This is a genomic window from Vibrio sp. T3Y01, assembly GCF_013114525.1.
GTDB lineage: Bacteria > Pseudomonadota > Gammaproteobacteria > Enterobacterales > Vibrionaceae > Vibrio > Vibrio chagasii_B.
This window is the reverse complement of sequence record NZ_VTXJ01000004.1, coordinates 165,796-191,724: the sequence shown is the minus strand read 5'-3', so window position 1 is coordinate 191,724 and position 25,929 is coordinate 165,796. Positions and strand designations below refer to the sequence as shown.

The window sequence follows — 25,929 nt, the reverse complement described above, 5'->3', positions numbered from 1 at the left end:
CACAGTACCAAGTTGAAATATTCATACGTAGCGCGTCAACCCATACTCGATGCAGATAAGAAAACCATAGGTTACGAGTTGCTATTCAGGGATGGTCCTAAGAACACTTTCCCTGAAGTAGAACCGGAGCTCGCTACAAGCCGTTTGCTATCTGACCATTTCTTATCGACCCACTACAATACATTGGGTGATAAGCTGGGTTTCGTTAATTTCCCCTATGCAAGCCTGATCAACTTAGTCCCGACTCTGTTCCCCAAAGAAAGTTTAGTCGTTGAGGTTCTTGAAGACTGCGAACCGACCGATGAGTTACTTGAAGCAATTAAGACTATCTATGATGCGGGCTACACCATCGCTCTGGATGACTTTGTTCCAAGTAAGGCGTGGAAGCGCTTCTTACCTTACGTATCGATTATCAAATTCGACATCCGTCTGATATCTATCGAAAAAGCCTCAATATTTATGAGCTCTATGCAAGGGCTGGATATCAAGTTTCTTGCCGAGAAAGTAGAGACTTACGAGGAATATCAGCAAGCAAACAAAGCCGGTTTCAGTTACTTCCAAGGGTATTTCTTCAGCAAACCTGAAATGATCCAGACTCGCGCTCTCAACCCCGCTTTTCTGACCATCGTCCAGCTACTGAAAGAGATAGCCAACGATCCTATCGATTTTGGTGAAGTAGAACGACTGATCACGTTAGACGTGACGCTTTCCTATAAGCTACTAACCTACGTAAACTCAGCAGGTGGTTCAGCAACCACCATCCGCTCGTTCCGCCAAGCACTGGTTTATTTAGGCGAGCAGAAACTGCGTAAATTTGTATCTCTCGTAGCGATAGCATCGGCGAAAGAAGACAAACCAGATTCACTTTATGGCTTAGCGGTGATTCGCGCTCGTCAATGCGAACTGCTAGTCGAAAAGATGAACGTGAAGGTTGAGCCCGGACAAGCTTTCTTAACCGGTATGTTCTCGTTATTGGATTCATTGTTTGATCAACCGTTAAAGCAAGTGCTGGATTCAGTACCAATTGACGAAGAGATAAAACAAGCACTAATACTACGCAAAGGTGTATTAGGCGCGGTCTTAGCCATGGTGGTCGCTTATGAGCAAGCTCGATGGGATGAAGCAACTCGTATTCGCAATCTCCTCAAACTCAGCGAGGCTCAACTCGGCCTTGCCTATGATGAGGCGACGGCTTGGGCTCAAGATTTATTAGCTCCCGCCTAAACATCACGAATCTACTTAAATTAAAACTACACTTTGGTGAGCTTTAGTTTCTTGTTAAACTCCAACGCATTCATTTATGGCCTCTTACTCAGAGGCCATTTTTACAGGATTTGACCATGTCTTTATGCCCATGTGGTAGCAACAATACTTACCCAAAGTGCTGTGAATCAGCACACCTTGATCACAGCTCAGTAGAAACGCCAGAGCAGTTGATGCGCTCTCGTTATTCCGCGCATGTTTTAGGATTGGTCGATTATGTGGTTGCTACCTATCATCCTAGCTGTGATGCTGAGTCTCAAAGAGAAGGGATTGCTGAATCAATCGACAGTGATTGGGCGGGGCTAGAGGTTATCGATACCGCGAAAGGTTCTCACGAAAACGAGGGCTTTGTTGAGTTTAAAGCTTATTTCAATGAAGACGGCGCACAATACTGTATGCAAGAACGCTCTCGTTTTGTTCGTGAAAACGGCCTTTGGTTCTATATCGATGGTGAGTTCCCAGAACAAAGCCAACCAGAGCCCGAGATAGATCCTCGCCTAAACCAAACGGTTGAAAGCTTCAAGATCGGCCGTAATGACCCATGTATTTGTGGTAGTGGTAAGAAGTACAAGAAGTGCTGCGGGTAACTCGCGCAACTAGGAAGTCAGATTAACAGAAGAGATTCCTGATGTCGCTAAGGCTCCTTGGAGTGACGAGACATAAAGACAAAGAACTCGACTCATAGATTGACACTAAAAAGCCCCGTAAACGCAATGTTTACGGGGCTTTACTTATCTAGATGTATCCTAAAGATAGATTACTTATGGCGCTCTTTAAGTTTATTAACTACGTCGTTCATTGATAGACCTTGGTCTTGAAGAAGAACCATTAGGTGGTAAATCAAATCCGCAGATTCACACACTAATTCCGCCTTATCGCCCGACGTCGCCGCAAGCGCGACTTCAACGCCTTCTTCGCCCACTTTTTGCGATATACGCTTGGTGCCACGGGCATATAAACTGGCAGTGTAAGAAGACTCAGGATCTGCGTCCTTGCGGGCAGCCAGTAGCTGCTCAAGTTGATGAAGCCACACCATCTGAGACTCTTCTTGTGGGTCAGAATCCCAACATGTTGTTGTACCCAAGTGGCATGTTGGGCCAATTGGATTAACTTTAACCAACAACGTATCGTTGTCGCAATCAAGTGACATGTTCACCAGTTGCAGAACATTTCCTGAAGTCTCACCCTTGGTCCAAAGGCGCTCTTTAGTACGAGAGAAGAAAGTCACTTGACCTGTTTCGCCCGTCTTAGCTAGCGCATCTTGGTTCATGTAACCCATCATCAGCACTTGGCTTGATTGGAAATCTTGTACAATCGCAGGAACGAGACCGTCGACTTTATCCCAATTGATACGTTCAGCTAGCGTATTTACTTCTGTCGCTGCAAAACTCATAGACGCACCTCTACACTTTGTTGTTTTAGATACTGCTTTAATTCACCAATATTGATGACTTGTTTATGGAATACTGAAGCAGCGAGCGCTCCATCCACATTGGTTTTGTTATAAGCTTCAGCAAAGTGCTCCATTGCACCTGCGCCACCCGAAGCAATCAGAGGCACGTTACACACTTCACGCACCATGTTGAGCTGCTCAAGGTCGTAACCGTTGCGAACACCATCTTGGTTCATCATGTTTAGTACGATTTCACCTGCGCCACGCTTTTGTACTTCCTGCACCCAATCTTTGGTTTCCCATTTGGTTGCTTTGGTACGCGCTTCATCGCCTGTGAATTGGTAAACCTGATACTTACCGGTCTCTTTATCGAAGTATGAATCGATACCAACAACGATACACTGCACGCCGAACTTATCAGCAAGATCAGTGATCAGTTGTGGATTAGCCAGTGCTGGCGAGTTGATGGATACTTTATCAGCTCCAAACTCTAGAATGCGCGCTGCATCTTCTGCTGATTTAATACCACCAGCTACACAGAAAGGAATATCGATCACTTCAGCGACACGCTTTACCCAACTCTTGTCGACAACACGGCCATCACTTGATGCCGTGATATCGTAAAATACTAATTCATCCGCGCCCTCTTCTGCGTAGCGCTGTGCTAGCGGAACGATGTCGCCAATGATTTCGTGGTTACGGAACTGAACGCCCTTTACCACTTGTCCGTCACGGACATCCAAACAAGGGATTATTCGCTTTGCCAACATGCAAACGCCTCCTCTGCGGTGAACTTGCCATCAAGTAGCGCACGCCCCACAATAACACCAGCCACACCGCTACCTTTTAGAGCTTCGATGTCCGCTAGGCTGCCAATGCCGCCTGATGATTGGAATTGAACCTGCGGGTACTGCTTACAAAGATCCACGTAAAGCTCTACGTTTGATCCTTCTAGCGTGCCATCACGAGAGATATCAGTACACAGCACGTGCTTAAGACCAACGGTTAGGTAATCTTCAATCAACGCTTCAATGGTCACGCCTGAATCTTCCTGCCAACCTGAAATCGCCACTTTGCGAGTGCCGTTTTCGTCAATGTTGATGTCCAAAGCAAGAACAATTTTTTCAGCTCCGTACTTTTCCATCCAACCTTTAACAAGCTCAGGCTGCTTCACTGCTGTTGAACCAACAACAACACGTTGTGCACCGGCTTCAAGTAGGTCAATCACATCTTGCTCATTACGTACACCACCACCAATTTGAATATTAGCCGGCGTACTATCAAGTAGCTTCGCGATCAGGTCTAACTGGCGAGCAGTGGTGTCTTTTGCGCCTGTTAAATCAACAAGATGCAGCCAGCCAGCACCAGCTTGGTGATATAGATTGAACTGCTCTGCTGGGTCTACTTTGTATTCTGTCACTTGCCCGTAATCCCCTTGGAATAAGCGAACTACTTGGCCTTCAATTAAATCTAATGCGGGAATAATCATTTACATTCCTTATATGGCAACGTTAGCCGCTGCCTAATCCTTATTACAATTCCAAGAAATTCTGAATCAGCTTAGAACCAGCTTTTGATGAACGTTCTGGGTGGAACTGAACACCATAATAGTTACCGCTTTGCACCGCTGCGGTAAACGGATTACCGTAATCACACTGTGCGATGGTGTAGTCACCTACTGGCATTGCGAAGCTGTGAACGAAGTAAAAGTACTCGCCTTCTTCAATGTCTTTAAATAGAGGGTGATTCGGTGTTGCTGTGACGGTATTCCAGCCCATGTGTGGCAGTGGTAAATCGCCCGTATCCAGTAAACGAACCTCACCCTCGCACAAGCCTAGACATTCAACTAGCTCGTCAGCCTTTTGGCCTTTCTCTTGAGACAATTTACCAAGAAGCTGCATACCTAAACAAATGCCAAGTAGAGGCTTCTCTACTTGCTTTACAAGAGCGACAAGGTCACGTTCTTGTAGGTTTTTCATCGCTTCACTTGCTGTGCCTACACCGGGTAGGAATAACTTGTCAGCTGCAAGAACCACTTCTGGCTCTTTTGAAATTTCAACCGCATAGCCCAAACGTTCAATGGCGAACTTCACCGATGAAACATTGGCACAACCAGTATCAATAATGACGACTTTCTGCTCTTTCATACCCATTCCTTACAGGACGCCTTTGCTGCTCGGTAACTCAGTACCTTCAACTTTAATTGCTTGGCGAAGTGTACGACCAAACGCTTTGAATAGGCTTTCAATGATGTGGTGATCATTGTTGCCAGCAGAAGAAAGGTGCAGCGTACAAGCTAGCGTGTCAGTTAATGAGCGGAAGAAGTGAACCACCATTTCCGTTGAAAGGTCACCCACTTGCTCACGGCTAAATTTAGCATCGAACTTCAGGTATGGACGGCCAGAGAGGTCTAGCGCACACTGAGCGAAACACTCATCCATTGGCAGGCTAAAGCCAAAGCGGCCAATGCCACGTTTGTCACCTAGCGCGTCTTTCAGAGCTTGGCCTAACGCAAGTGCTGTGTCTTCTACTGTGTGGTGATCATCAATGTGCAGGTCGCCTTTCACGGTCAGGTTCATTTGGAAACCACCGTGTGTCGCGATTTGATCAAGCATGTGGTCAAAGAAACCCATACCTGTATCGATCTTGTTGCCACCGGTTTCATCAAGGTTTACCGCTACCTTGATGTCAGTTTCTTTGGTGGTACGAACCACTTCAGCAACACGAGCGTTAACCGTCAGGTCTTTTACAATTTGTGGCCAGTTTAGCGTGCCTTCCGTTTCAGCATCTGGGCCATATTGAATACCGCGGATTGCCATGTTCTCTGCAAGTTGAAGATCCGTTACTCGATCGCCAATCACAACAGAGTGTTGGAAGTCGACTTTACCGCCCTGTAGATATTCTTTAACCATGCCTAGCTTAGGCTTACGGCAAGAGCAATTGTCTTCGTCAAAGTGAGGGCAAATAAGCACGTCATCAAACTTTACGCCTTGAGATTCGAACAAATCCATCATCATATTGTGTGGCGCATCGAAATCTTCTTGTGGGTAGCTATCAGTACCAAGGCCATCTTGGTTAGTTACCATCACTAGACGGTAACCAGCATCTTGCAATGCAAGTAGGCTAGGAATCACTAGCGGTTCAAATTTTAGTTTGTCTAAACGGTCTACTTGGAAATCTACTGGCGGCTCAACAATTAAGGTGCCATCGCGGTCTATAAAAAGTATTTTCTGTTGTTTACTCACTTGAACTTCCTTTTAATTTTAAATCTGGTGGCCTAGCAAAAATCAAACGCTAACCCAAAATATTGATTTCATTTGTCAGCCTATTATTCATCGAATAAAGGCTAACAAATGTTATTACTGGCAAGCCTTTCGTTACTGATAAAAGTTACGAATGAATCCAAGTGTCTTTTCGCACTCTTCGCGGTTACCAATACTAATTCGAACACAGTCTTCAATTGGCGAATTACGTAAGATAATGCCACTGTCCCATGCCGCTTTAAACAATTCGTCACCGTTCGGGAATTTAACCAAAAGGTAGTTACCCCAACCATCAAATACCGTAACGTTAGGCATCCCCATTAGGCCTGCCTGTAAGTATGCTCGGTTAGCGCTCAAGTCCAAAACCTGAAACTTTGCTCTTGCAAGACCTTGTTCTGAAAGTGCTTGAACCGCGATATCCGCAACAGGGATTGGCACTGGATATGGCGCAATCACTTTCAACAATACATCGATAAGCTCTTGGTTCGCCAGCGTAAAGCCACAGCGTAGTCCAGCCAATGCAAAAGCTTTAGACAAGGTACGCAGAATCGCTAGATTCGGGTATTGCTCAAGTAAATCAACGGTTGACGCTTCTGGGCAGAAGTCGATGTACGCTTCATCCATCACCACAATCGCTTTGTCTTGAGTCATCTCAAGTAACTTGATGATGTCTTTACGTTCAACCAAATTACCAGTCGGGTTATTTGGGCTACAAACAAACACCACTTTCACGTTGTCTAACTGAGCTTCAATCGCTGGAAGATCGAGTTGCCATTCAGCAGTTAGAGGTACAACTTTGCGCTCAACACCAATCGTCTCAGCGCTAATCGCGTACATACCATAGGTTGGTGGGCAGTAAAGAATAGCGTCTTCGTTCGGCTCACAAAAAGCACGAATCAGCAGTTCAATACCTTCATCGGCACCACGTGTTGTCAGAGTTTGATCTGATTTCACACCTGCATATTGAGCATAAGCATCAATCAACTCTTTAGGCTGACATTCGCTGTAGCGATTAAGACGAGACAAGCTTACGTTGTACTCGTTATCGAATGGGGATTCGTTGGCGTTTAACCAAACGTCACCCGTGCCGCCAATGCGTCTTGCAGACAAGTAAGGTGTAAGAGCCTGAACTTGTTTTCTCGCTAACTTTTCCATGCCCTGCCCTTATTTTGCTTGGTTTAACTTTTCAACTCGGATGGTCACAGCGCGTTTGTGTGCATCCAAGCCTTCGGCTTCCGCCATTGTTACTACAGTCGGAGCTAGACCTTTTAAGCCATCGGCTGTCAGTTCTTGCACCGTCATACGTTTAGAGAAATCGGCTAAACCAAGGCTAGAATACGTCTTTGTGTAACCGTAGGTCGGCAATACGTGGTTAGTACCAGAGGCATAATCACCTGCAGATTCTGGAGACCAGTCACCAAGGAAAATAGAGCCTGCATTATCTAGCAATGGCAGCAATTCTCGTGGATTCTTGGTTTGAACGATCAAGTGTTCAGGACCGTAGAAGTTCGAAATAGCAATCGCTTGAGTGATAGATTCAGCAATGATAATTAGGCTTGATGCCAACGCTTGCTGAGCGATACTCGCACGAGACAGTTCTTTCAATTGTTTTTGAACGGCTTCGGTTACTTGATCTGCAATCAATGGCGATGGTGTTACCAACACCACTTGCGAGTCAGGTCCGTGCTCCGCTTGGCTCAACAAGTCAGCCGCAATGAAGTCTGCGTCTGCCGTTTCATCAGCAATCACTAACACTTCTGATGGGCCTGCTGGCATATCAATCGCCGCGCCACGGAAGTCGTTGCTCACTTGGCGTTTCGCTTCAGTTACGAAGGCATTACCTGGGCCGAAAATCTTATCGACTTTAGCAACGCTTTCCGTACCGTAAGCCATCGCAGCAACCGCTTGACCACCACCAACGTTGTAAACCTCATCGATCTTACAAAGCTTAGCGACGTACAAAATTTCGTCAGCGATTGGTGGAGGCGAACAAAGCACAACCTTACGACAACCTGCGATTTGAGCGGGAACACCTAACATAAGAACCGTTGACGGAAGCGGCGCACTGCCACCCGGGATGTACAGACCAACCGTGTTAATTGCACGTGTCACTTGCTCACACACAACACCTGGTTGCGTCTCAACCTTAATTGGCTGAGGTTTCTGAGCTTCATGGAACTTAGCAATATTGCTGTAAGCTTGTTCTAACGCCTGCTTCATTTCTGGAGTTAAACGAGCGCTCGCTTCTTCAATCTCATCCGAGCTCACTCGAATTGATTTTGGAGTCACGCGGTCAAACTTCTCAGTCAGTTCTTTAAGCGCGGCATCACCCTCATTTCGTACTTTTGCAATAACATCAGAAACTGTCGCTGTGATGTTTGCACCTTCAGTAATAGCGGGACGCTCTAATACCGAGTCTTGCTGTGACTCACTTAAAGATTGCCAAACAACGGTTCTCATCGTCATTACCCCATCATTTTTTCGATTGGTAGTACTAGAATCGAGCTAGCGCCCAACTCTTTCAGCTGTTCCATCGTTTCCCAGAACAAGTTCTCTGTACTTACTAGGTGAACAGCAACTTTATCTTTGTCCGTTGACAGTGGCAGAACCGTTGGATCTTCAGCACCAGGCAGTAGTGCTTTGATTTGCTCCAGCTGAGACGTTGGCGCGTGTAGCATGATGTACTTCGACTCTTTCGCTTGTTGAACACCCTGCATACGAGTCAGTAGTTTTTCAATCAATGCTGTTTTGTCTGCGTCGAATTCACCAGTACGTTGAATCAAGGTCGCTTTAGATTGGAAAATCACTTCCGCTTCTTTTAGGCCGTTTGCTTCTAGCGTCGCACCAGTAGAAACCAAGTCCGCGATTGCGTCAGCAAGGCCAGCGCGAGGAGCTACTTCAACCGAGCCTGTTAGCATACAAGTGCTGAAATCAACACCCTGCTCGTCCATGTAGGCTTTAAGTAGTTGTGGGTAGGTTGTTGCAATACGCTTGCCCGCTAGATCTTGTGGGCCGTTGTACTCTTCATCTTTGTTAATTGCGATAGATAAACGGCAGCCACCGAAATCTAGACGACGTAGTGTTTCGAACTCTGCTGGCTCTTTAAGAGCAAGGCGATCTAGACGAACTTCTTCAAGCTCATTTTCACCGATAAAACCAAGGTCAACCACACCGTCCATGATAAGACCTGGGATGTCGTCATCACGAACTAATAGCAGGTCAATTGGCATATTTAGTGAATGAACCACTAGGCGCTCACCCATGATGTTAAATTTAACACCACATTTTTTTAGTAGGTCTTGGCACTCTTTACTTAAGCGACCTTTCTTTTGAATTGCGATTCTTAGGCGTTGTGTCTGCATTGCTGTATCCCTGTGCAAATATTTGAATTTATTGATTATTTAAAAGCGCTAAAACTAAAAAACCCTCGGAAGACTCTGTCATCCCGAGGGTTTAAATCTAAATTCTTTTGACTTAACCTCCGGGAGTAATCTTGCTCCCGGGTATACGTAAATCTCCCCGAAAGACTAGATAGGGTGATGATGGTGATGAATGTTCATTACTAATTTACGCATACTTATCAGCTCTTAGGTTGTTTGCTGTCTTGTCTCCACACTAACTAAGGTAAGATCCTTTTTCAACCATTTATTCGAACTTTTTTCACGAAACTTAAAATTAAATTAACAGGCATAAAAAAGGGAGGCCAACGCCTCCCTGATAGTTTACTGATTAACTTTCGTTTTTAGCTTTTACATGTCGCCATTTTGCAACGAGAGAAATAAGCCAGAGCGAAACATACAGCTACGAACGTTAGTGCTGCAGCGCTGAATGCGATACCAATAGAAGCTGTCATACCTAAGGTAATAAAGCCAATACACGATACAAATGCGACTGAAAGCGCGTACGGAAGCTGTGTCGATACGTGGTCGATGTGGTTACAACGAGCACCAGTAGAAGACAGAATCGTCGTATCAGAGATTGGAGAACAGTGGTCACCAAATACTGCACCCGCTAGAACCGCACTTAACATAGGAAGAATCAGTGCGATATCCGATGCTGCTGCCATGTCACCTGCGATAGGTAGCATGATACCGAACGTACCCCATGAAGTACCTGTTGAGAACGCCATAACGCCCGCTAGAAGGAACAAGATAACTGGTAGCCAGTGGTAATCGATGCTGCCCGTTACTAGAGATGATAGGTACGAACCTGTTTTCATGTCGCCGATTACAGAACCGATAGTCCATGCGAACACAAGGATTAGGATTGCGCCAAACATAGAGCTTGCACCAATCCACATTGTTCTTGCGATATCGGCCATAGATAGCTTTTGCTTGAATACTGTCGCTAGTGCTACTAGTAAGCCGATAACACCACCGTAAACAAGAGATTTACCAACATCTGTATTTTCGAATGCACCAAGTAGGTTAAACGCTTGACCATCAGCAGCTAACGCCTGACCGCCTGTGTAAAGCATCGCAGCTACAGTCGCTACGATCAATGAAACGATCGGCATGATTAGGTCAGAAACAGAACCGTTCTCGCTCTCTTCGATATCTAGCTCTTCGTTTAGATCGTGAGCTTGCTGGCTATCGTTGTCACCTTCAAAACCACGGCCTTGAGACGCTTCGATCTCGTGATCGCGCATCTTACCAACATCTAGACCGAACCACGCCACTGCGAACACCATAAGAAGTGCAAATACCGCATAAAAGTTCATTGGAATTAGACGAACGTAAGCGCCGAGAGCTGAATACTCAGTCACACCGTGTGTTACTAGGATGCCACCAATAATAGTAATGATGTAAGCACCCCAACTAGAAGCTGGCATGATCACACACATAGGAGCTGCAGTAGAATCAAGAATATAAGCTAGCTTAGCGCGAGATACGTAGAAACGGTCTGTAACAGGACGAGAGATTGCACCCACTGCCAAGCTGTTGAAGTAATCATCAACAAAGATGAATACACCTAAAAATGCAGCAAGCAGTTTTGAACCACGCTTGCTCTTAACTCGAGATTGAGCCCACTCAGCGAATGCACGAGTACCACCAGAAAGCGTTAATAGCGCTGTTGTCATTCCAAGAATAATTAGGAAAGCAATGATGCTCATGTTCCAAGTATTGATACCACCATCTTCGATGAAAACACCAGATGCTTTAGTAAATACGTAGCTAGCGGCATTACCTACTGAATAGTCAGCCAGCAAGATGGCACCCATAACGATACCGACACCCAAAGAAACCAATACACGGCGGGTAACAATAGCAAGGCTTAAAGCCACAAGTGGCGGAAGCAAAGATAAAGGAGATGTTGCAAAATCTATTAAATTCATGATCTTCAAAAACCAGTTTTTTATTTGGCTAGAGATCTACTGCAGACAAACTTGATACGGCTGACCAAGTTCATGTTGAACTAAGCGAAAGGGAAGTGAACACTTCACCCAACCCTACAGTAGCGCTCCATAGTTTAAAATTAAGACTATGGCAGTGTTGTACCTATTGAGCACAACCCCAGCAAATTGCTTAGATATACAATTTACTTCGGCAATTACACCTTTCATTCCCGTTCATTGGCATCACCCCAACGAAAACTACTTTTTATAATTGCACCTCTACGTGCGACAACATTATTAACCAATCAAACAACAGTTTAACAAATGATTAACCAAAGCATCGCATCAGGTAGCCGCAATTGTACCCATCAAGAGCAACAATGCAACATATCATTCCGAGAAAAGCAGCTTTTTATTTATGAACTAATCAACCTAAGAGTAGTCAACATAAGGTAATTACTCCACCAGTCACATATCAGTTTTTAAGATAATCTTAATATCTATTATAAATTCAATAGAAAGGTGCATGGAAATTTTCAACTATTCATCTCACTTTTATATTTAAATATGTAATAGAAGAAATACTATTTGTTTTATTCCTAAGCTCTGTTTATTATTAGGTGGATTATTTAGTTTACCTTGATGGAAAATATCATGTCTGAATTAACAAAAACTCTATTAAATATCCGTAGCCTTCGCGCATTCTCACGTGAATTAACTCTTGAGCAATTAGAAGAAGCGCTAGACAAGCTAACTATTGTTGTACAAGAGCGTCAAGAGTCTGAAGCTGAAGAACGTGCAGCAAAAGCAGCACAAGAAGCTAAACTTTCTGCTATTGCTGAGCAAATTGCAAAAGACGGAATTGATGTTGCTGATCTTATTGCTGCACTTTCTGGTGAAGCAAAATCTAAAACAACAAAAGCAAAACGCGCTCCTCGCCCAGCTAAATACAAATACGTAGACGCAAACGGTGACGAGAAAACTTGGACAGGCCAAGGTCGTACGCCTTCAGCTATCCAAGAACAACTAGATGCTGGTAAATCTCTGGAAGATTTCGCTATCTAAGCGTTTAGTTTGCAGAGTGAGTAATCCAATTACCTACTAAGCAATAGAATTAATATTTAAGTCGACCAAAGTATTATTTACGGCTTCAATATATTCAGAAACAAAAAAGGCTCCTTTCGGAGCCTTTTTTATATTTTGTTACTCTTCAATGTTTTTTATAAACATAGATGCGCATTTGATAAACTCATGCGCACCAGATAAACAAAATCTCTTATCTTTCCCAGTACGCTTCTTCTAGGCTGTCTTCTCTTTCAGGAAGGCCGCGAGATAAACGTGGAGAGTGCTGAACTAATACTTCGTAACTTGCACGGTTTGAGTATTTACAAACTTGTGAGAAAGAAGAATATGTCAGGAATGAATGTTGGTGCTTGCTTGAGTTTGGCACGTTTTCTTTGTGGTACTTATTCGCAGCCATATCATGCAATAAAGCCGATAAAGCAGCATCACCAGCACCATTAGTATTTTTGATCTTTTCTGGACCGCCCATATAAGGAGCAATATGTGAATAAACTTTCGTTGGGTTTTCACATAGATCTTTATGAGCCGGACGACTAAATTCGTAACGGTTGAATTCGGCAATTGAACCAGGAAGCAAAGGCAGTGATGTTTCACGCTTCGCTGCATCTTCTGTGTAACCCGCCATAAATAAGCCAACAGGACCTGCTGTACATAATACTAGGTCTACCCAGTCTAGCGCTTTATCAGAGGCAGCGAGTGGATCGCTTTCGCCAGTTAAAGCTTCAGCTTCGTCTTCATTCATTGCAACAACAGTTACGTGTCGCTCTAAGAAATCTTTCCAGAATTCAGGATCGTCTTGAATAACAAATTTCGTACCCAGTGTTAAAACAACAGGCACATCGTATTTCTTCGCGTATTCGATCGCTTTCATTGTTGCTTCAGGCATAGGGTCACCTGGTTTACAACGAACTAAATAAGCAGTTAATACTAAAGCAGAAGCACTTTTGAAAATCTTTTCAGGAATACTTTCTGGATTTAGTTGGTTCATTTGACCTTCGCTAATTGCGAAAGTACGTTCACCGTCTTCAGTAATTAATGCAAAGCAGCGACCAATTGCGCCATCTACCCCTTGTAAATGGTTCAAATCCATTCTGCTTGATGTATTACATAAATAGCGGTAACCATAACTACCGATTTTAATATCTTGGCTCATTACGCCCAGCAGCGTTGAGCGGTCATCCGCCAGTACTGAATAGTTGTGTAATGTATTACCAATAGTGCCACCAGCATATTCATTGGTAATTAAGCACTGCTCTTTGAGTTCTTGATATAAAGACTCAGCCGCTTCATCACCGATAACCAGTGAGTGTCCCTTACTTAAACCGTACTTCTCAATAAGTTCAGAACTCACTTTTGCTTCAATATCCACCAAAGTTTGGTCAATACCGATAATATGAGTACGTGACATTCTTTTACTGCTTTGAGCTTGGCTCACTAATGGATCACGAGCGTGAACCGGAAAATAGTGCTTTGATTTACGTTGTCCAGGGAATTTCATAGGGCTAGTCTAAGTCAAGGGGAAATAGGTGGCGGATTCTACCGCGCTATATTTAACGCGGCAATCACTCAAACTATAGCAAACGTTTGCTGAGCTATTTTTTTATTCGCCTTCCATAAAGCTTAAATCAGGCAGCATCTCTAAATGCTCGGCATAACGCTTTTGGTTAAACTCTGCGCCATTTTTCATTACGTCAAATACTTCAACGGCAAGTGCACATGCCATTGCTGCAATTGCATCTTCACGCGGTGTGCCTGTCATCATCAGACGCATTAACGTCTCTTTTACCTTAATTGGCTGGCCGTCTTCTAGCTGATTTTCAATAATTTCAATCAACTGCTCTTCTTGCATAAATTCGTTTTGTTCAGACATTTTTTTATCTCAGGTCTTGGATTTCGAGCGACTATGCCACATATACTTCTGACATCCTAGCGACTCACCTCGCTCTCATGCGATTCCTAACAAACTCAGCGCACTATTTGTGCAAATGAAACTGTGATTCCGGTCTCGGATCTGTCACGGCGTTTCTCTTTCTGTTAGAATCTGCGACCAAGTAATAGTAACGGTGTTTAGACATGTCAGATATCAGCTCTGGAAACAGCGAAAAGAAAGTAATTGTCGGTATGTCCGGCGGTGTAGATTCGTCAGTATCGGCGTATCTTCTTCAGCAACAAGGCTATCAGGTAGAAGGCCTTTTCATGAAAAACTGGGAAGAAGACGATAACGAAGAATACTGCACAGCAGCTGAAGATCTTGCTGATGCTCAAGCGGTATGTGACAAACTAGGTATCCACCTTCACACTATCAACTTTGCTGCAGAATACTGGGACAACGTATTTGAATACTTCCTTGCGGAATACAAAGCAGGCCGTACGCCTAACCCAGATATTCTTTGTAACAAAGAAATCAAATTCAAAGCATTCTTAGAGTTTGCCGATGAAGTACTAGACGCAGACTACATTGCGATGGGTCACTACGTTCGTCGTACTTTCCCGACTCAAGAAGAACTAGAGGCTGGCGTTAAACCAGAAATGCTACGCGGTCTAGACAGCAACAAAGACCAAAGCTACTTCCTTTACACACTAAGCTCAGATCAAGTTGCGCGCAGCCTATTCCCAGTTGGTGAACTAGAGAAGCCTGAAGTTCGACGCATTGCTGAAGAGCAAGACTTAATCACCGCGAAAAAGAAAGATTCGACAGGTATCTGTTTTATCGGTGAGCGTAAGTTCACAGAGTTCCTTGGCAAATACCTACCAGCACAACCAGGTGATATCGAAACACCAGAAGGTAAAGTGATTGGTAAGCACAACGGTCTGATGTACCACACATTGGGTCAGCGTAAAGGCCTTCACATTGGTGGTACCAAAGGCGGTGGCGGTAACGAAGACCCATGGTTTGTTGGCGAAAAAGACCTTAAACGTAATGTTCTGATTGCCGTACAAGGTAAGGATCACCCACTTCTAAAATCAGAAGGTTTGATCGCTTCTCAGCTTCATTGGGTAAATCGCACACCAATTACTGAAGTTATGACATGCACGGTAAAAACACGTTACCGTCAAACCGATATTCCTTGTACAATCATCCCAATTGATGACGAGAACATTAAGGTTATTTTTGACGAGCCACAAATCGCAGTGACCCCTGGTCAGTCTGCAGTATTCTACCAAGACGACGTGTGTCTTGGTGGTGGTATCATCGAAAAACGCATCTAACTGATCGAACGACAAACGATAGAAGACAACTAGGAGTTACTACGTGGCTAATACACTTTATGACCGTACCATTGCTTTCGCCGGAATTTGCCAAGCTGTGGCTTTGGTTCAACAAGTAGCGAAAGACGGCCATTGTGATAAAGATGCCTTCGAAGCTTCACTCAGTGCTATTTTGAACACTAACCCAGCGAACACTGTGGGTGTTTTTGGGCGTGAAGCTAACCTAAAACTTGGGCTTGAGTGCCTAGTAAAAGGTATCGATAGTACTCCTGCTGGTAGCGATATTACTCGTTACATCATCAGCTTAATGGCGCTTGAACGTAAGCTATCATCTCGCAACGATTCTATGTCTCAGCTTGGTGACCGCATTCAAACAGCAGAGCGCCAGAGTGAACATTTCGACTTGTTTGATGAACAAATGATCAGCAACCTAGCGAGCATCTACCTTGATGTTGTAAGCCCAATCGGCCCTCGTATTCAGGTTTCTGGTACACCAGCGGTACTTCAACAAACCTCGAGCCAACACAAGGTTCGCGCCCTACTACTCTCAGGGATTCGAAGTGCTGTTCTATGGCGTCAAGTTGGCGGCAAACGTCGTCACCTTATCTTCGGTCGCAAGAAGATGATCGAGCAGGCTCAAATCCTATTAGCTCGAATGTAACTTATTAGCTCGCGCCTCGTCGCGAGCTTGTTTTTTGTATCAATACAACTCTCACGCAAACGTTTGCGCAATGTGCGTGACAATTGAGATTGTTACTGGTATAAACCTCTCAAAATTTAGAAAACTCAATTCAGGAGAACACCATGGAACTGTCAGCATTGACTGCTGTTTCACCAGTAGACGGCCGTTACGGAAGTAAGACTATTGCATTACGCAGCATCTTTAGTGAGTTTGGCCTACTAAAGTACCGATCTATCGTTGAAATTCGTTGGTTACAAAAGCTTGCAGCTACTGATGCAATCAAAGAAGTACCAGCGTTCAGTGCAGAAGCTAACCAGTTTCTTGATGAACTAGCCGCTAACTTCAGCGAAGAAGACGCTCTACGTATCAAAGAGATCGAGCGCACAACAAACCACGACGTGAAAGCCGTAGAATACTTCTTGAAAGAGAAAGTAGCAGGCGTTCCTGAGCTTCACGCCGTAAACGAATTCATTCACTTTGCATGTACTTCTGAAGACATCAACAACACGTCTCACGCACTTATGCTTAAAGAAGCTCGTGACGAAGTTGTTCTTCCAGAGATCCGCAACGTAATCGACGCAATCAAAGCGCTTGCGAACGAATACCGCGACATTCCTCTTCTTTCTCGTACACACGGTCAGCCTGCTTCTCCTTCTACTATGGGTAAAGAGATGGCGAACGTTGCGTACCGTATGGAACGTCAATACAAGCAAATCGAAAACGTTGAGATCCTAGCGAAAATCAACGGCGCTGTTGGTAACTACAACGCACACCTTTCTGCATACCCAGAAGTAGATTGGCACCAGTTCTCAGAAGAGTTCATCACTGAATCTCTTGGCGTAACTTGGAACCCATACACAACTCAAATCGAACCTCACGATTACATCGCAGAGCTATTCGACGCGATCGCTCGTTTCAACACTATCCTTCTAGACTTCGACCGTGACGTTTGGGGCTACATTGCTCTTGGTCACTTCAAGCAGAAGACGATTGCTGGTGAAATCGGCTCATCTACCATGCCGCACAAAGTTAACCCAATTGACTTCGAAAACTCTGAAGGAAACCTTGGTCTAGCTAACGCAGTATTTGGCCACCTAGCACAGAAACTTCCAGTTTCTCGCTGGCAACGTGACCTAACTGACTCTACGGTTCTTCGTAACCTAGGTGTTGGTGTTGGCTACGCAATCATTGCATACACTTCAACTCTGAAAGGTATTAGCAAGCTAGAAGTTAACCGCGAGGCACTACTTGCTGAACTAGACAAGAACTGGGAAGTTCTTGCTGAACCAGTACAAACAGTAATGCGTCGTTACGGCATCGAGAAGCCATACGAGAAGCTAAAAGAGCTAACTCGTGGTAAACGTGTAGATGGCGAAGGCATGCGCGCATTCATCGACGGCCTAGAGATCCCTGAAGACGAGAAAGTTCGTCTGAAAGAGATGACTCCAGCGAACTACATCGGTCAAGCTGTCGAGCTAACTGACAAGCTGTAATTTTCGAATTTCGAATTGCAGAATAGACTAAGGCTTCCCATGTGGAAGCCTTTTTATTACGTGCAATAACATGCCCAGACACAGACTTACCAAACAAGAACACAAACCCTACCTGTCACCTCACTTTGATCGACCTAAGCTCTCAGAATAGGCAAACCACATTCCTTCCTATCGCCACTTAAACCACGATCAAAAAAGGCTCCCCGTAGGAAGCCTTTAACACTCTCTCAATATATTAGAGATTACATGTTACGTAGAGAAGCAATACGCTTATCAAGCGGTGGGTGGCTCATTAGAAGCTCTGTTAGAGAACGTTTACCGTTGATACCAAATGCCATCATAGAACCCTCTAGTTGTGGCTCGTGGCTCACCTTTAGACGCTCTAGTGCAGCAATCATCTTCTCTTTACCTACCAAGTGCGCTGCACCTGCATCAGCATGGAATTCACGATGACGGCTGTACCACATGGTGATGAAGCTCGCTAAGAAACCAAATACCAACTCCAACACCATAGACACACCGAAGTAGACCATCATGTTGCTACCACCCTCTTCTTCGTTGTCGTTCGACGCCACAATGTTAGCAATGAAACGAGAAAGGAAGATAACGAACGTGTTCACAACACCTTGCATTAGCGTCATTGTCACCATGTCGCCGTTTGCGATGTGGCTAACTTCGTGAGCCAATACCGCTTCAGCTTCATCACGCGTCATGTTGTGTAGCAGGCCTGTTGATACTGCGACCAATGAATCGTCGCGCTTAGCGCCAGTTGCAAATGCGTTGATGTCTGGCGAATCGTAGATCGCCACTGTCGGCATACCAATACCAACTTGTTGAGCTTGACGGCTTACCGTCTCCATCAACCAGTGTTCTGTTTCGTTGCGTGGGCTTTCAATCACCATACCGCCAACAGAACGAAGTGCCATTTTCTTTGACATCATTAGTGAGATGAATGAGCCGCCGAAACCGAATACCGCAGCCATCACCAACAAGCCTGAGAGGCTACCTGGTTGCATACCTGTGACTGCGTATACAATATTAAGAACAACACTTAGTACCAATACAACCGCAAGGTTGGTTGCAAGGAACAACATTACTCGCTTCATTACTTATCTCCGCATGAAAGCTGTTTTTATCAAACTTATTGTTATAGACAAGGCAGACAGCAATTGATTCCAACCTTGACGACTTATACTTACTTATACATATAGTCTTAGATTAAGAAAACAAGGTTAAGCATTAAATTGAAACATTTGATTACGGGAGTAGCGCAATTTGCACTCGTCCATTAGACCTAAGTAGTATGGTCTACCTCTATCGTTCAGTTTAGAGTGTTAATCAATTAATGATTGGCTAGTTCATGTAACAAAAGGAAAGGATCATGGTTGAAGGTACTAACACTCAAATGGCTATCGATTTACTGTGCTGTCACCTGGGGATTACTGAAGAAGAAGCGAAAAAACAGATCGGTATTCTTACGCCAGAGGCTGCGCAGACAAACATCACAGAGACACAACAAGCACTAATGGGACTTACAAAAGAACATTGATCCCAAGCTTAACTCTACACAGGCTTAAAATAGCAAAAGGGCTGCAATCGCAGCCTTTTTTCTATTTACCCATAGTAACATTAATTGAAATATCGCTTAGCCAACAAATCACACTCATTTCGAAGAGCTTTAATAAATGGGTCACTTTCTAACTCAATGGTATGAAACAAGCTAAAGGGGACTTTCAAATCATTGCTTAGCAAACTCGTCTCTTTCTTTTCTATATCGCCCTTCTTAACAGCCCCTTCAGCAGTTCGATTAGGCAATAGTGCCCATCCTTGGTCTTGAAGCAGCTGTATGATTAAATCGCTACTACTAACAATACGCGTGCTATATGAAAACGCTTTTATAACGCCCTCTGCTTTCAATGCGTTTTCACTCAGATATTGGATTTCCAACTGAGCATCTTCAAGATCAAAAGTAGGTTTATGCGCCAACGAAGTATCGCTCCCAACATATACACCATAATCAATATACCCAAGGTGTTGGAAGTGAGCTGGAAATCCTAGGGAAATAGCGCCTCTAGTCGGGAAAATAGCAAAATCGAGTGCACCACATTTCAGCTCATCAAGGCCAACCTCACGATTTCTCGCCAACCAGTTAATACTCACTAATGGAAAGCATTTAGTTGCCCATAACTCGACACTCTTCAAAAAACCAAATGGAAAATCGACATCATAACCAATATTAAAATGTGTTCTCGACGCAGAGAATAAGAATTGACTCACTTCGGCCAACTTGCTCTCCTGTCTAATCACCAGAATCGCATGTGGATACAGTTTTTCTGCCGCAAATGTTGCTACTGCCTTTCTTCCTACGATATTAAAAAGAGCGTAACCTAAAGCATCTTCGTAAGACTTCACCAATTCCCTAACCGTTGTACGATCTTTATTTAAAGATCGTCCGGCTCCGCTAAAGGAGTGGTTCTCGTAAACAGCAATAAAAGCTCGCAGTTGTTCCAACGTATGCATAAAACACCTTTTGAACGCCTAACCCCATCATAAGTGATTTTTAAGAGTGTGAAATTCCTAGCATAATTGCTAGCAGTATTTCTTACTTGTTAGTGCTATGACTCCCAAAAAAAGATCAATAACTTCAAACCCACTGGTGCAATTTAATGCCCCACTCTTAAAGCAGCTTTTTGCTCTCGCACTCCCTATAACGCTACAAAGTATCTTTTTTTCTAGCAAAGGAGTGATTGACCTAATCATGATTGGTCAATTGAGCGAGAACGATATTGCAGCGGCAGGTGTCTCTAGCCGAGCCTTATTTGTTGCTACCATCATTCTCTCCGGTGTGACAACGGCTGGCGCTATCTTAATTGCTCAGTACTTTGGGAAAAAGGACGACCAAGGAACCAAAAGAAGTACTGCATTGACTTGGTTGCTATCAAGCCTGCTTGCACTAATGCCTTTCGGTGCTCTAGCACTGGCAAATTCACAAGTTATGGGTCTATCTTCCAATAACGTCGAAGTGCAAGCTCTGGGCTCTCAATATCTATTTATTACCAGCTTTAGCTTATTTTGCGTGGCATTTACTGGCAGTATCGCCGCGTACCTACGCTCAGTACACCAAGCTTCAATCAGTTTATATCTAAGCAGTCTTGGTATCATTCTCAATATATTGCTCAACTGGGTATTGATATTTGGACACTTCGGCGCACCTCAGATGGGATTAAAGGGGGCTGCAGTTGCCACGTTAATCAGTAGCTTGCTCGAAGTGGCAATAACGATCATTTACCTGAAACTGAATAAAAATGTAGTTTTGTTTAACCTGTCAGATATAAGACAAGCACTGCTGTTTTCTCATGTCAAACAGCTTACTCGTTTGGCTCTCCCTACCACTATCAACTTTGCCTTATGGGCCGGGGGCTTATTCGCTTACACCTCCATCATGGGGCGTTCTAGCGATGAAGGGCTGATAGTCTTGTCGATCATTACTCCAATTGAAGCCTTCTCTCTTAGCTTTTTAATCGGAATTGCAAATGCTTCGGCAGTTATTGTTGGTAACCACATCGGTGCAAAAGACTTTGATTCGGCATACCGCCACGCCATTATGATCACTGTGATCGCATTCATGGTTACTTTGTGTGTGTCATTATCGCTGTATGCACTAAAAGACACGATTCTCGCTCTCTTCACTTCCTTGGAAGCAACAACTATAGAGCTAGCAAATAAATTCTATGGGATTTTGTGCTTAGGAATTATTTTGCGCTCACTCCCAACAACCATGGTCGTTGGCGTGCTACGAGCTGGAGGTGATGTGAAATTTTGCTTATACCAAGACCTAATCACTCAATGGTGTTTTGGTATCCCTTTAGCCGCAATAGGCGCTTTACTGATGGGGTTGAGTCCGGAGTGGGTTTTCGCGCTTTTCTTTTTGGAAACTCTGTTTAAGTGGTTCGCTTGTATCTATCGATTTCGAAGTAAGCGTTGGTTTAACTACTTAGCTCAATAGACACGATTTACCTATACAAAAATTAAGAGACTAAAAATGAATATAATTACTTTGTATGAAGCCTACGGCGTCACCATCGCGACCTTACTTTTCATCGCCATTTATATATTTATCCATGTTAAGTACATTAGGCATCATGCTGCTCACAAACGATTCCTTGAGGCTTTGTGGGCATTAATGAAAAACACCATTCACGGTGAGCATATTCGCACCATGGGCTATAAGCCAGATGATAAAAAAGAAGATAGGAAAGTTTAGCCCTGCATACAAAAAAACCGAGTGAATAGATTCCACTCGGTTTTCATGAAATCAGTACGCAGAAACGATTAGAAATCGAAATATTCTCTACAAACCAAGATCAGCTGTTAAAGATTCAGTAGAGGTGCTACATCAATGTACTTACCAATATTCTTAGACTTCGCTTTTGGTACGTAAGGGATTTCACCTAACTTTGGTGCACCTAGCTTATCTTCAAGCATCGCAATAATATCCGCGTAATGTTCAGTGCCTGGATTAATACGGTTAGCCACCCAACCTACTAGGTTTAAGCCGTCAGCACGAATCGCTTCAGCAGTTAGCAGCGCATGGCTCAAGCAACCCAGCTTAATACCAACCGTCAATACAACTGGAAGCTGCTCTTTTTTAACCCAACTAGACAAGTATTCGTCATCTGAAACCGGTACACGCCAGCCACCAGCACCTTCAACTAGAACGATGTCAGAGTTTTGCTTATGCTCGTCTAGTTTCGCCGATAATACCGCTTCATCAATCACGACACCGTCATGCTTGGCTGCGATGTGAGGTGATGATGGTAGTAACAATGCGTATGGGTTAACGTCTTCGTAAGCAATATCTTGCGTCGCCGCTTCTTGAAGATGCAGCGCGTCGCTGTTACGCAACCCTTCAGGGTACTTTTCACACCCTGCAGCAACTGGCTTATAACCAATTGTTGATAAATCTTGTGCGGCCAAAGCTTGAAGAATCGCTTTTGAAACCACAGTTTTTCCCACTTCGGTATCCGTACCTGCAATGAATACTGCATCAATCATAATTGAATAACCCCTAAACAAACTTGATATGTTGCTGGTAAGAAACCTTGATGGTTTTTAAACTCTCGATATTCCCGTTCAACAAGCTGCAACATGCGACGACTTGTTAAACCTTGTGAGCGACCACTTACGTGATTAGCGCCGATACCTTTAAGGTCGCGCATCAGTTCAAATGAAGTGTCGTACCAAACGGTGATGGTGGGCAAGTCTAGTTGATGAACCGTACAGCTAGATTGCGCTAACGCAATTTTTACCTGATTGATTGTAATAAAATGGTTAACGTGTTGATGTGCGTCAATTTTGCTCCATGACTTTTCTAACTCAAACAGTGATCCATCGAGCAAAGTTGAGAAAATAACCCGCCCACCCGCTACAGTCACACGCTTCATCTCCTTCAACGGTGACGATAAATCGTCACACCATTGCAAAGCTAAGCTCGAAAAAACAATGTCAAAGCTTCCATTTGCAAACGGCAATTGTTCGGCATCAGCTTGCTGATATAAAGAGACGGCAGAACCACAACGCTGCTTTGCCTTCTCTAGCATTCCAATAGAGAGATCGGCACAAACCACTTCTGCACCACGATTCAACAATTGCTCTGAAAAATAGCCCGTCCCGCAACCAAGATCGAGCACCTTAACACCAGAAAGATCGTTTGGTAGCTTATCCAGCAATCGGTGACCAACATCGCGCTGAAACTCAGCGTGTTTATCATAGGTAGTTGCTGCCTTACCAAACGCTTCGGCAATTGCACTTTTGTCTTGGCCTAGGTATTCATGCACTACTGCTTCTTGTGACATTTACTGAGCCTCTTCCTTTAATACAGGTCTGGATTCGATAGCTTTAAGTAACAAACTGCTTAACTGGCTAACCTGTTTTTGAGTGTGATTGGTAGTTAATGTGATTCTCAAACGAGCTGTTCCTGCTGGTACAGTTGGCGGCCTGATTGCTGTCACCCAAATCTGATTATTTTTTAACTCATCTGCGACCGATAATGTCGTCTGTGCTTCGCCTATCACCAATGGCTTAATCGGAGTCTTGGTATCAACAAAGCCCGGTACGCATTTCATCTGCTCCGCATAATGAGCACTTAACTCTGTCAGTTTCTCTCTGCGCCACTCTTGGGTTTGAATCATCTGACAAGCATGCGACAAAGCGACAGCCTGTGAGGGCGGCATTGCCGTCGAATAGACATGATGACGTGCAAACTGGGTTAAGTAATCACCCACCTCGGCTGAACATAGAATCGCAGCACCGGAGAGACCAAATGCTTTACCGAAGGTCACCACCAAAATATCAGGTGTGATTTGCGCAGCATTGCAGCTTCCTGCCCCTCTGTCGCCTAATACACCGATGCCATGAGCGTCATCAACCGCCAACCAACTGTCGTGTCGATTGGTCAAGCAAGACATGATATCGAGAGGGGCTTGGTCACCATCCATGCTGAAAACGCCTTCCGTCACGACTAACGATTGGGGAGAACGGCTTAGTAACGACTCAAGGTGCTGCACATCGTTGTGCTTAAAGCGTTTCATTGTGGCAGGAGAAAGTACACCCGCTTCCATCAAAGAGGCGTGATTAAGCTTGTCTTGTAGCAAGACGTCATCTTTCTCGAGCAAAGAAAACAACAGGGCTTGATTAGCGCTGAATCCAGAACTAAAAAGAATGGCACGTTCGAAGCCAAGCCACCCACACAGCTGAGCTTCTAGGTTTCGATGAGCTGGGCTAAACCCGGTGACTAATGGCGACGCTGCACTGCCAGCGCCATACTGAGACAACCCGTTTTGCCATGCTTCGACCAACTCAGGATCGTTCGCCAGTCCCAAATAGTCATTACTCGAAAAGTTTATGAAGGATGAACCTTCACTACTAAGCAATGGACCATTACTGTTTTCAAGCACCTTGAGTTGACGAGTTAACCCTTGCTCACGGCGATGAACAAGGGCTTCTTCAATGCGAGATTTAAACCGTGGCATCGTAGAACATGTCATCTTTCGTAGGGCGAGCTGCAACGCGCTCCACCACTTGATCTAACAGTTCGTTTTCTTGAATTTCATCTGGCTTTTGAGCCACTTCTCGGCTGTTGATACCCAACTTTTTGAACAGCTGTATATCTGTATCTTCATCCGGGTTTGGCGTAGTCAGTAGCTTACAGCCATAGAAGATAGAGTTTGCACCCGCCATGAAACACATCGCTTGCATTTGTTCGTTCATGTTCTCACGACCTGCAGATAAACGAACCGCAGACTTAGGCATCATGATGCGAGCAATCGCGATCAATTTAATAAAGTCGAAAGACTCAACATCATCGACGTTTTCCATCGGTGTGCCTTTCACTTTAACGAGCATGTTGATAGGTACACTCTCTGGGTGTACCGGAAGGTTAGCCAGTTCAACTAGCAAGCCCGCACGGTCATTAGTGCTTTCGCCCATACCAATAATACCGCCCGAACAGATCTTCATACCTGCATCACGAACGTGAGATAGCGTGTCTAGACGATCTTGATAGGTACGAGTGGTGATAATGCTGCCATAAAACTCTGGAGAGGTATCAAGATTGTGGTTGTAGTAATCCAATCCTGCATCTGCTAACTCACCTGCTTGTTCAGGCGTTAGCATGCCAAGTGTCATACAGGTTTCTAGCCCCATACCTTTCACACCTTTAATCATATCGGTAAGGTGTGGCATATCGCGCTCTTTAGGGTTCTTCCATGCTGCCCCCATACAGAAACGTGTTGAGCCCGCATTCTTCGCTTTTTGTGCGGCATCCAGCACACGTTCAACTTCCATCAGGCGCTCTTTATCGACATCAGTTCGATAATGAGCACTTTGAGGGCAGTATTTACAATCTTCAGGACAGGCACCTGTTTTGATCGATAACAGCGTACTCACCTGCACGTGGTTGTGCTCTTGGTACTGTCTGTGAACCAGTTGTGCTTCAAACATTAAATCCATAAATGGTTTTTCAAGCAGTGCCTTTACTTCAGCGACTGTCCAGTCATGACGAACTTCCACGTGTCGATCCTTTTTTATTATTTGATGTCGCATCTCCATCAATAGAGATTGCATTTATGCTTGGCTAGTCTACCGACAAGCTTTAGACTGTCAACACATTGATAATAACAAAAGTTTACATCTGGTTATTTTTTAAT

General features: G+C 44.3%; 26 protein-coding genes, 1 riboswitch and 1 other annotated feature. Of the genes, 9 read left to right on the top strand and 17 right to left on the bottom strand.

The genetic code is table 11. The annotated features are described in order from the left end of the window. The first annotated feature begins 12 nt into the window (after positions 1-12). On the top strand, positions 13-1,224 hold the full coding sequence (locus F0232_RS06410; RefSeq protein ID WP_061031754.1) for an EAL and HDOD domain-containing protein: 1,212 nt from the start codon (positions 13-15) through the stop codon (positions 1,222-1,224). Between the two features lie 116 nt (positions 1,225-1,340). Then, positions 1,341-1,850, top strand: coding sequence for a YchJ family protein (locus F0232_RS06405; protein ID WP_105059274.1), 510 nt, complete (start codon positions 1,341-1,343; stop codon positions 1,848-1,850). A gap of 170 nt (positions 1,851-2,020) precedes the next feature. Here the strand turns inward: F0232_RS06405 and hisIE are convergent, their stop codons facing one another. The 9 genes from hisIE to F0232_RS06360 all read right to left on the bottom strand — a co-directional run bounded on the left by hisIE (position 2,021) and on the right by F0232_RS06360 (position 11,254). After that, complete coding sequence (hisIE, locus tag F0232_RS06400; protein ID WP_008223543.1) at positions 2,021-2,656, bottom strand: bifunctional phosphoribosyl-AMP cyclohydrolase/phosphoribosyl-ATP diphosphatase HisIE; 636 nt, start codon at positions 2,654-2,656, stop codon at positions 2,021-2,023. Continuing rightward, entirely contained in the window at positions 2,653-3,426 is a 774-nt protein-coding gene (hisF, locus tag F0232_RS06395; RefSeq protein ID WP_105059273.1) for an imidazole glycerol phosphate synthase subunit HisF, read from the bottom strand. The genes hisIE and hisF overlap by 4 nt, the downstream gene beginning before the upstream one ends. Continuing rightward, positions 3,408-4,145, bottom strand: a complete 738-nt coding sequence (gene hisA / locus F0232_RS06390) for a 1-(5-phosphoribosyl)-5-[(5-phosphoribosylamino)methylideneamino]imidazole-4-carboxamide isomerase (RefSeq protein WP_004742025.1) — start codon at positions 4,143-4,145, stop codon at positions 3,408-3,410. The genes hisF and hisA overlap by 19 nt, the downstream gene beginning before the upstream one ends. Positions 4,146-4,188: 43 nt before the next feature. After that, positions 4,189-4,803 (bottom strand): imidazole glycerol phosphate synthase subunit HisH, encoded by a 615-nt coding sequence (gene hisH, locus F0232_RS06385; protein ID WP_105059272.1) that lies wholly within the window; start codon positions 4,801-4,803, stop codon positions 4,189-4,191. A 9-nt stretch (positions 4,804-4,812) separates the two neighbouring features. After that, positions 4,813-5,901 (bottom strand): bifunctional histidinol-phosphatase/imidazoleglycerol-phosphate dehydratase HisB, encoded by a 1,089-nt coding sequence (gene hisB, locus F0232_RS06380; protein ID WP_105059271.1) that lies wholly within the window; start codon positions 5,899-5,901, stop codon positions 4,813-4,815. Positions 5,902-6,033: 132 nt separating this feature from the next. Further along, positions 6,034-7,074 carry a histidinol-phosphate transaminase gene (gene hisC, locus F0232_RS06375; RefSeq protein WP_061031759.1) on the bottom strand — a complete coding sequence of 347 codons (1,041 nt, stop codon included), beginning with the start codon at positions 7,072-7,074 and terminating at the stop codon, positions 6,034-6,036. A 9-nt stretch (positions 7,075-7,083) separates the two neighbouring features. Next, a complete protein-coding gene (gene hisD, locus F0232_RS06370) occupies positions 7,084-8,385 on the bottom strand; it encodes a histidinol dehydrogenase (RefSeq protein ID WP_105059270.1) in 1,302 nt (433 codons plus the stop codon). After that, complete coding sequence (gene hisG, locus F0232_RS06365; protein WP_061031761.1) at positions 8,385-9,281, bottom strand: ATP phosphoribosyltransferase; 897 nt, start codon at positions 9,279-9,281, stop codon at positions 8,385-8,387. The genes hisD and hisG overlap by 1 nt, the downstream gene beginning before the upstream one ends. 53 nt (positions 9,282-9,334) lie before the next feature. Next, positions 9,335-9,471: a sequence feature (His leader region), on the bottom strand. A gap of 190 nt (positions 9,472-9,661) precedes the next feature. Next, on the bottom strand, positions 9,662-11,254 hold the full coding sequence (locus F0232_RS06360) for a Na+/H+ antiporter NhaC family protein (RefSeq protein ID WP_061031762.1): 1,593 nt from the start codon (positions 11,252-11,254) through the stop codon (positions 9,662-9,664). A gap of 112 nt (positions 11,255-11,366) precedes the next feature. Continuing rightward, a riboswitch (Lysine riboswitch) is annotated at positions 11,367-11,544 on the bottom strand. 364 nt (positions 11,545-11,908) lie between these two features. Between F0232_RS06360 and F0232_RS06355 the strand changes: the two genes are divergently transcribed. Further along, positions 11,909-12,319 carry an H-NS family nucleoid-associated regulatory protein gene (locus tag F0232_RS06355; RefSeq protein WP_061031763.1) on the top strand — a complete coding sequence of 137 codons (411 nt, stop codon included), beginning with the start codon at positions 11,909-11,911 and terminating at the stop codon, positions 12,317-12,319. A 211-nt stretch (positions 12,320-12,530) separates the two neighbouring features. On the opposite strand, the gene F0232_RS06350 is transcribed toward F0232_RS06355, so the two are convergent. Beyond that, positions 12,531-13,835, bottom strand: coding sequence for an inosine/guanosine kinase (locus tag F0232_RS06350; RefSeq protein ID WP_105059269.1), 1,305 nt, complete (start codon positions 13,833-13,835; stop codon positions 12,531-12,533). Positions 13,836-13,937: 102 nt separating this feature from the next. Then, complete coding sequence (locus F0232_RS06345; protein ID WP_008223525.1) at positions 13,938-14,207, bottom strand: hypothetical protein; 270 nt, start codon at positions 14,205-14,207, stop codon at positions 13,938-13,940. Positions 14,208-14,410: 203 nt separating this feature from the next. On the opposite strand from F0232_RS06345, the gene mnmA reads away from it, so the two are divergent. The 3 genes from mnmA (at position 14,411) to purB (ending at position 17,722) form a co-directional block, all read left to right on the top strand. Continuing rightward, entirely contained in the window at positions 14,411-15,547 is a 1,137-nt protein-coding gene (mnmA, locus tag F0232_RS06340) for a tRNA 2-thiouridine(34) synthase MnmA (protein WP_061031765.1), read from the top strand. 43 nt (positions 15,548-15,590) lie between these two features. Beyond that, on the top strand, positions 15,591-16,208 hold the full coding sequence (hflD, locus tag F0232_RS06335) for a high frequency lysogenization protein HflD (protein WP_061031766.1): 618 nt from the start codon (positions 15,591-15,593) through the stop codon (positions 16,206-16,208). Between the two features lie 143 nt (positions 16,209-16,351). Then, positions 16,352-17,722, top strand: coding sequence for an adenylosuccinate lyase (gene purB / locus F0232_RS06330; RefSeq protein ID WP_061031767.1), 1,371 nt, complete (start codon positions 16,352-16,354; stop codon positions 17,720-17,722). Between the two features lie 242 nt (positions 17,723-17,964). Here the strand turns inward: purB and htpX are convergent, their stop codons facing one another. Continuing rightward, entirely contained in the window at positions 17,965-18,828 is an 864-nt protein-coding gene (gene htpX / locus F0232_RS06325; protein ID WP_061031768.1) for a protease HtpX, read from the bottom strand. Between the two features lie 275 nt (positions 18,829-19,103). Between htpX and F0232_RS06320 the strand changes: the two genes are divergently transcribed. Next, positions 19,104-19,271 (top strand): hypothetical protein, encoded by a 168-nt coding sequence (locus tag F0232_RS06320; protein ID WP_162884288.1) that lies wholly within the window; start codon positions 19,104-19,106, stop codon positions 19,269-19,271. Positions 19,272-19,351: 80 nt separating this feature from the next. On the opposite strand, the gene F0232_RS06315 is transcribed toward F0232_RS06320, so the two are convergent. Continuing rightward, positions 19,352-20,242 (bottom strand): LysR family transcriptional regulator, encoded by an 891-nt coding sequence (locus tag F0232_RS06315; protein WP_061031769.1) that lies wholly within the window; start codon positions 20,240-20,242, stop codon positions 19,352-19,354. Positions 20,243-20,339: 97 nt separating this feature from the next. On the opposite strand from F0232_RS06315, the gene F0232_RS06310 reads away from it, so the two are divergent. Then, positions 20,340-21,728 (top strand): MATE family efflux transporter, encoded by a 1,389-nt coding sequence (locus F0232_RS06310; protein ID WP_081090308.1) that lies wholly within the window; start codon positions 20,340-20,342, stop codon positions 21,726-21,728. A 36-nt stretch (positions 21,729-21,764) separates the two neighbouring features. Beyond that, positions 21,765-21,986, top strand: a complete 222-nt coding sequence (locus F0232_RS06305) for a hypothetical protein (protein WP_061031770.1) — start codon at positions 21,765-21,767, stop codon at positions 21,984-21,986. 107 nt (positions 21,987-22,093) lie between these two features. Here F0232_RS06305 and bioD read toward each other — a convergent pair whose 3' ends face one another. The 4 genes from bioD to bioB are packed head-to-tail and all read right to left on the bottom strand — an operon-like array spanning position 22,094 to position 25,792. After that, positions 22,094-22,777, bottom strand: a complete 684-nt coding sequence (bioD, locus tag F0232_RS06300) for a dethiobiotin synthase (RefSeq protein WP_061031771.1) — start codon at positions 22,775-22,777, stop codon at positions 22,094-22,096. Next, the gene (bioC, locus tag F0232_RS06295; RefSeq protein WP_105059268.1) at positions 22,774-23,577 is read right to left on the bottom strand and encodes a malonyl-ACP O-methyltransferase BioC; all 804 of its coding nucleotides are present in this window, start codon (positions 23,575-23,577) and stop codon (positions 22,774-22,776) included. Before bioC ends, bioD begins: the two co-directional genes overlap by 4 nt. After that, positions 23,578-24,753, bottom strand: a complete 1,176-nt coding sequence (gene bioF, locus F0232_RS06290; protein ID WP_105059267.1) for an 8-amino-7-oxononanoate synthase — start codon at positions 24,751-24,753, stop codon at positions 23,578-23,580. Continuing rightward, entirely contained in the window at positions 24,740-25,792 is a 1,053-nt protein-coding gene (gene bioB / locus F0232_RS06285) for a biotin synthase BioB (protein ID WP_105059266.1), read from the bottom strand. Before bioB ends, bioF begins: the two co-directional genes overlap by 14 nt. Positions 25,793-25,929 lie beyond the last annotated feature (137 nt).

Bases quoted from the DNA above. Each gene is read 5' to 3' on its own strand.
- F0232_RS06405 (WP_105059274.1), top strand. From the start codon at position 1,341: ATGTCTTTATGCCCATGTGGTAGCAACAATACTTACCCAAAGTGCTGT.
- hisIE (WP_008223543.1), bottom strand. From the start codon at position 2,656: ATGAGTTTTGCAGCGACAGAAGTAAATACGCTAGCTGAACGTATCAAT.
- hisF (WP_105059273.1), bottom strand. From the start codon at position 3,426: ATGTTGGCAAAGCGAATAATCCCTTGTTTGGATGTCCGTGACGGACAA.
- hisA (WP_004742025.1), bottom strand. From the start codon at position 4,145: ATGATTATTCCCGCATTAGATTTAATTGAAGGCCAAGTAGTTCGCTTA.
- hisH (WP_105059272.1), bottom strand. From the start codon at position 4,803: ATGAAAGAGCAGAAAGTCGTCATTATTGATACTGGTTGTGCCAATGTT.
- hisC (WP_061031759.1), bottom strand. From the start codon at position 7,074: ATGGAAAAGTTAGCGAGAAAACAAGTTCAGGCTCTTACACCTTACTTG.
- hisD (WP_105059270.1), bottom strand. From the start codon at position 8,385: ATGACGATGAGAACCGTTGTTTGGCAATCTTTAAGTGAGTCACAGCAA.
- hisG (WP_061031761.1), bottom strand. From the start codon at position 9,281: ATGCAGACACAACGCCTAAGAATCGCAATTCAAAAGAAAGGTCGCTTA.
- F0232_RS06360 (WP_061031762.1), bottom strand. From the start codon at position 11,254: ATGAATTTAATAGATTTTGCAACATCTCCTTTATCTTTGCTTCCGCCA.
- F0232_RS06355 (WP_061031763.1), top strand. From the start codon at position 11,909: ATGTCTGAATTAACAAAAACTCTATTAAATATCCGTAGCCTTCGCGCA.
- F0232_RS06350 (WP_105059269.1), bottom strand. From the start codon at position 13,835: ATGAAATTCCCTGGACAACGTAAATCAAAGCACTATTTTCCGGTTCAC.
- F0232_RS06345 (WP_008223525.1), bottom strand. From the start codon at position 14,207: ATGTCTGAACAAAACGAATTTATGCAAGAAGAGCAGTTGATTGAAATT.
- mnmA (WP_061031765.1), top strand. From the start codon at position 14,411: ATGTCAGATATCAGCTCTGGAAACAGCGAAAAGAAAGTAATTGTCGGT.
- purB (WP_061031767.1), top strand. From the start codon at position 16,352: ATGGAACTGTCAGCATTGACTGCTGTTTCACCAGTAGACGGCCGTTAC.
- htpX (WP_061031768.1), bottom strand. From the start codon at position 18,828: ATGAAGCGAGTAATGTTGTTCCTTGCAACCAACCTTGCGGTTGTATTG.
- F0232_RS06320 (WP_162884288.1), top strand. From the start codon at position 19,104: ATGGTTGAAGGTACTAACACTCAAATGGCTATCGATTTACTGTGCTGT.
- F0232_RS06315 (WP_061031769.1), bottom strand. From the start codon at position 20,242: ATGCATACGTTGGAACAACTGCGAGCTTTTATTGCTGTTTACGAGAAC.
- F0232_RS06310 (WP_081090308.1), top strand. From the start codon at position 20,340: ATGACTCCCAAAAAAAGATCAATAACTTCAAACCCACTGGTGCAATTT.
- F0232_RS06305 (WP_061031770.1), top strand. From the start codon at position 21,765: ATGAATATAATTACTTTGTATGAAGCCTACGGCGTCACCATCGCGACC.
- bioD (WP_061031771.1), bottom strand. From the start codon at position 22,777: ATGATTGATGCAGTATTCATTGCAGGTACGGATACCGAAGTGGGAAAA.
- bioC (WP_105059268.1), bottom strand. From the start codon at position 23,577: ATGTCACAAGAAGCAGTAGTGCATGAATACCTAGGCCAAGACAAAAGT.
- bioF (WP_105059267.1), bottom strand. From the start codon at position 24,753: ATGCCACGGTTTAAATCTCGCATTGAAGAAGCCCTTGTTCATCGCCGT.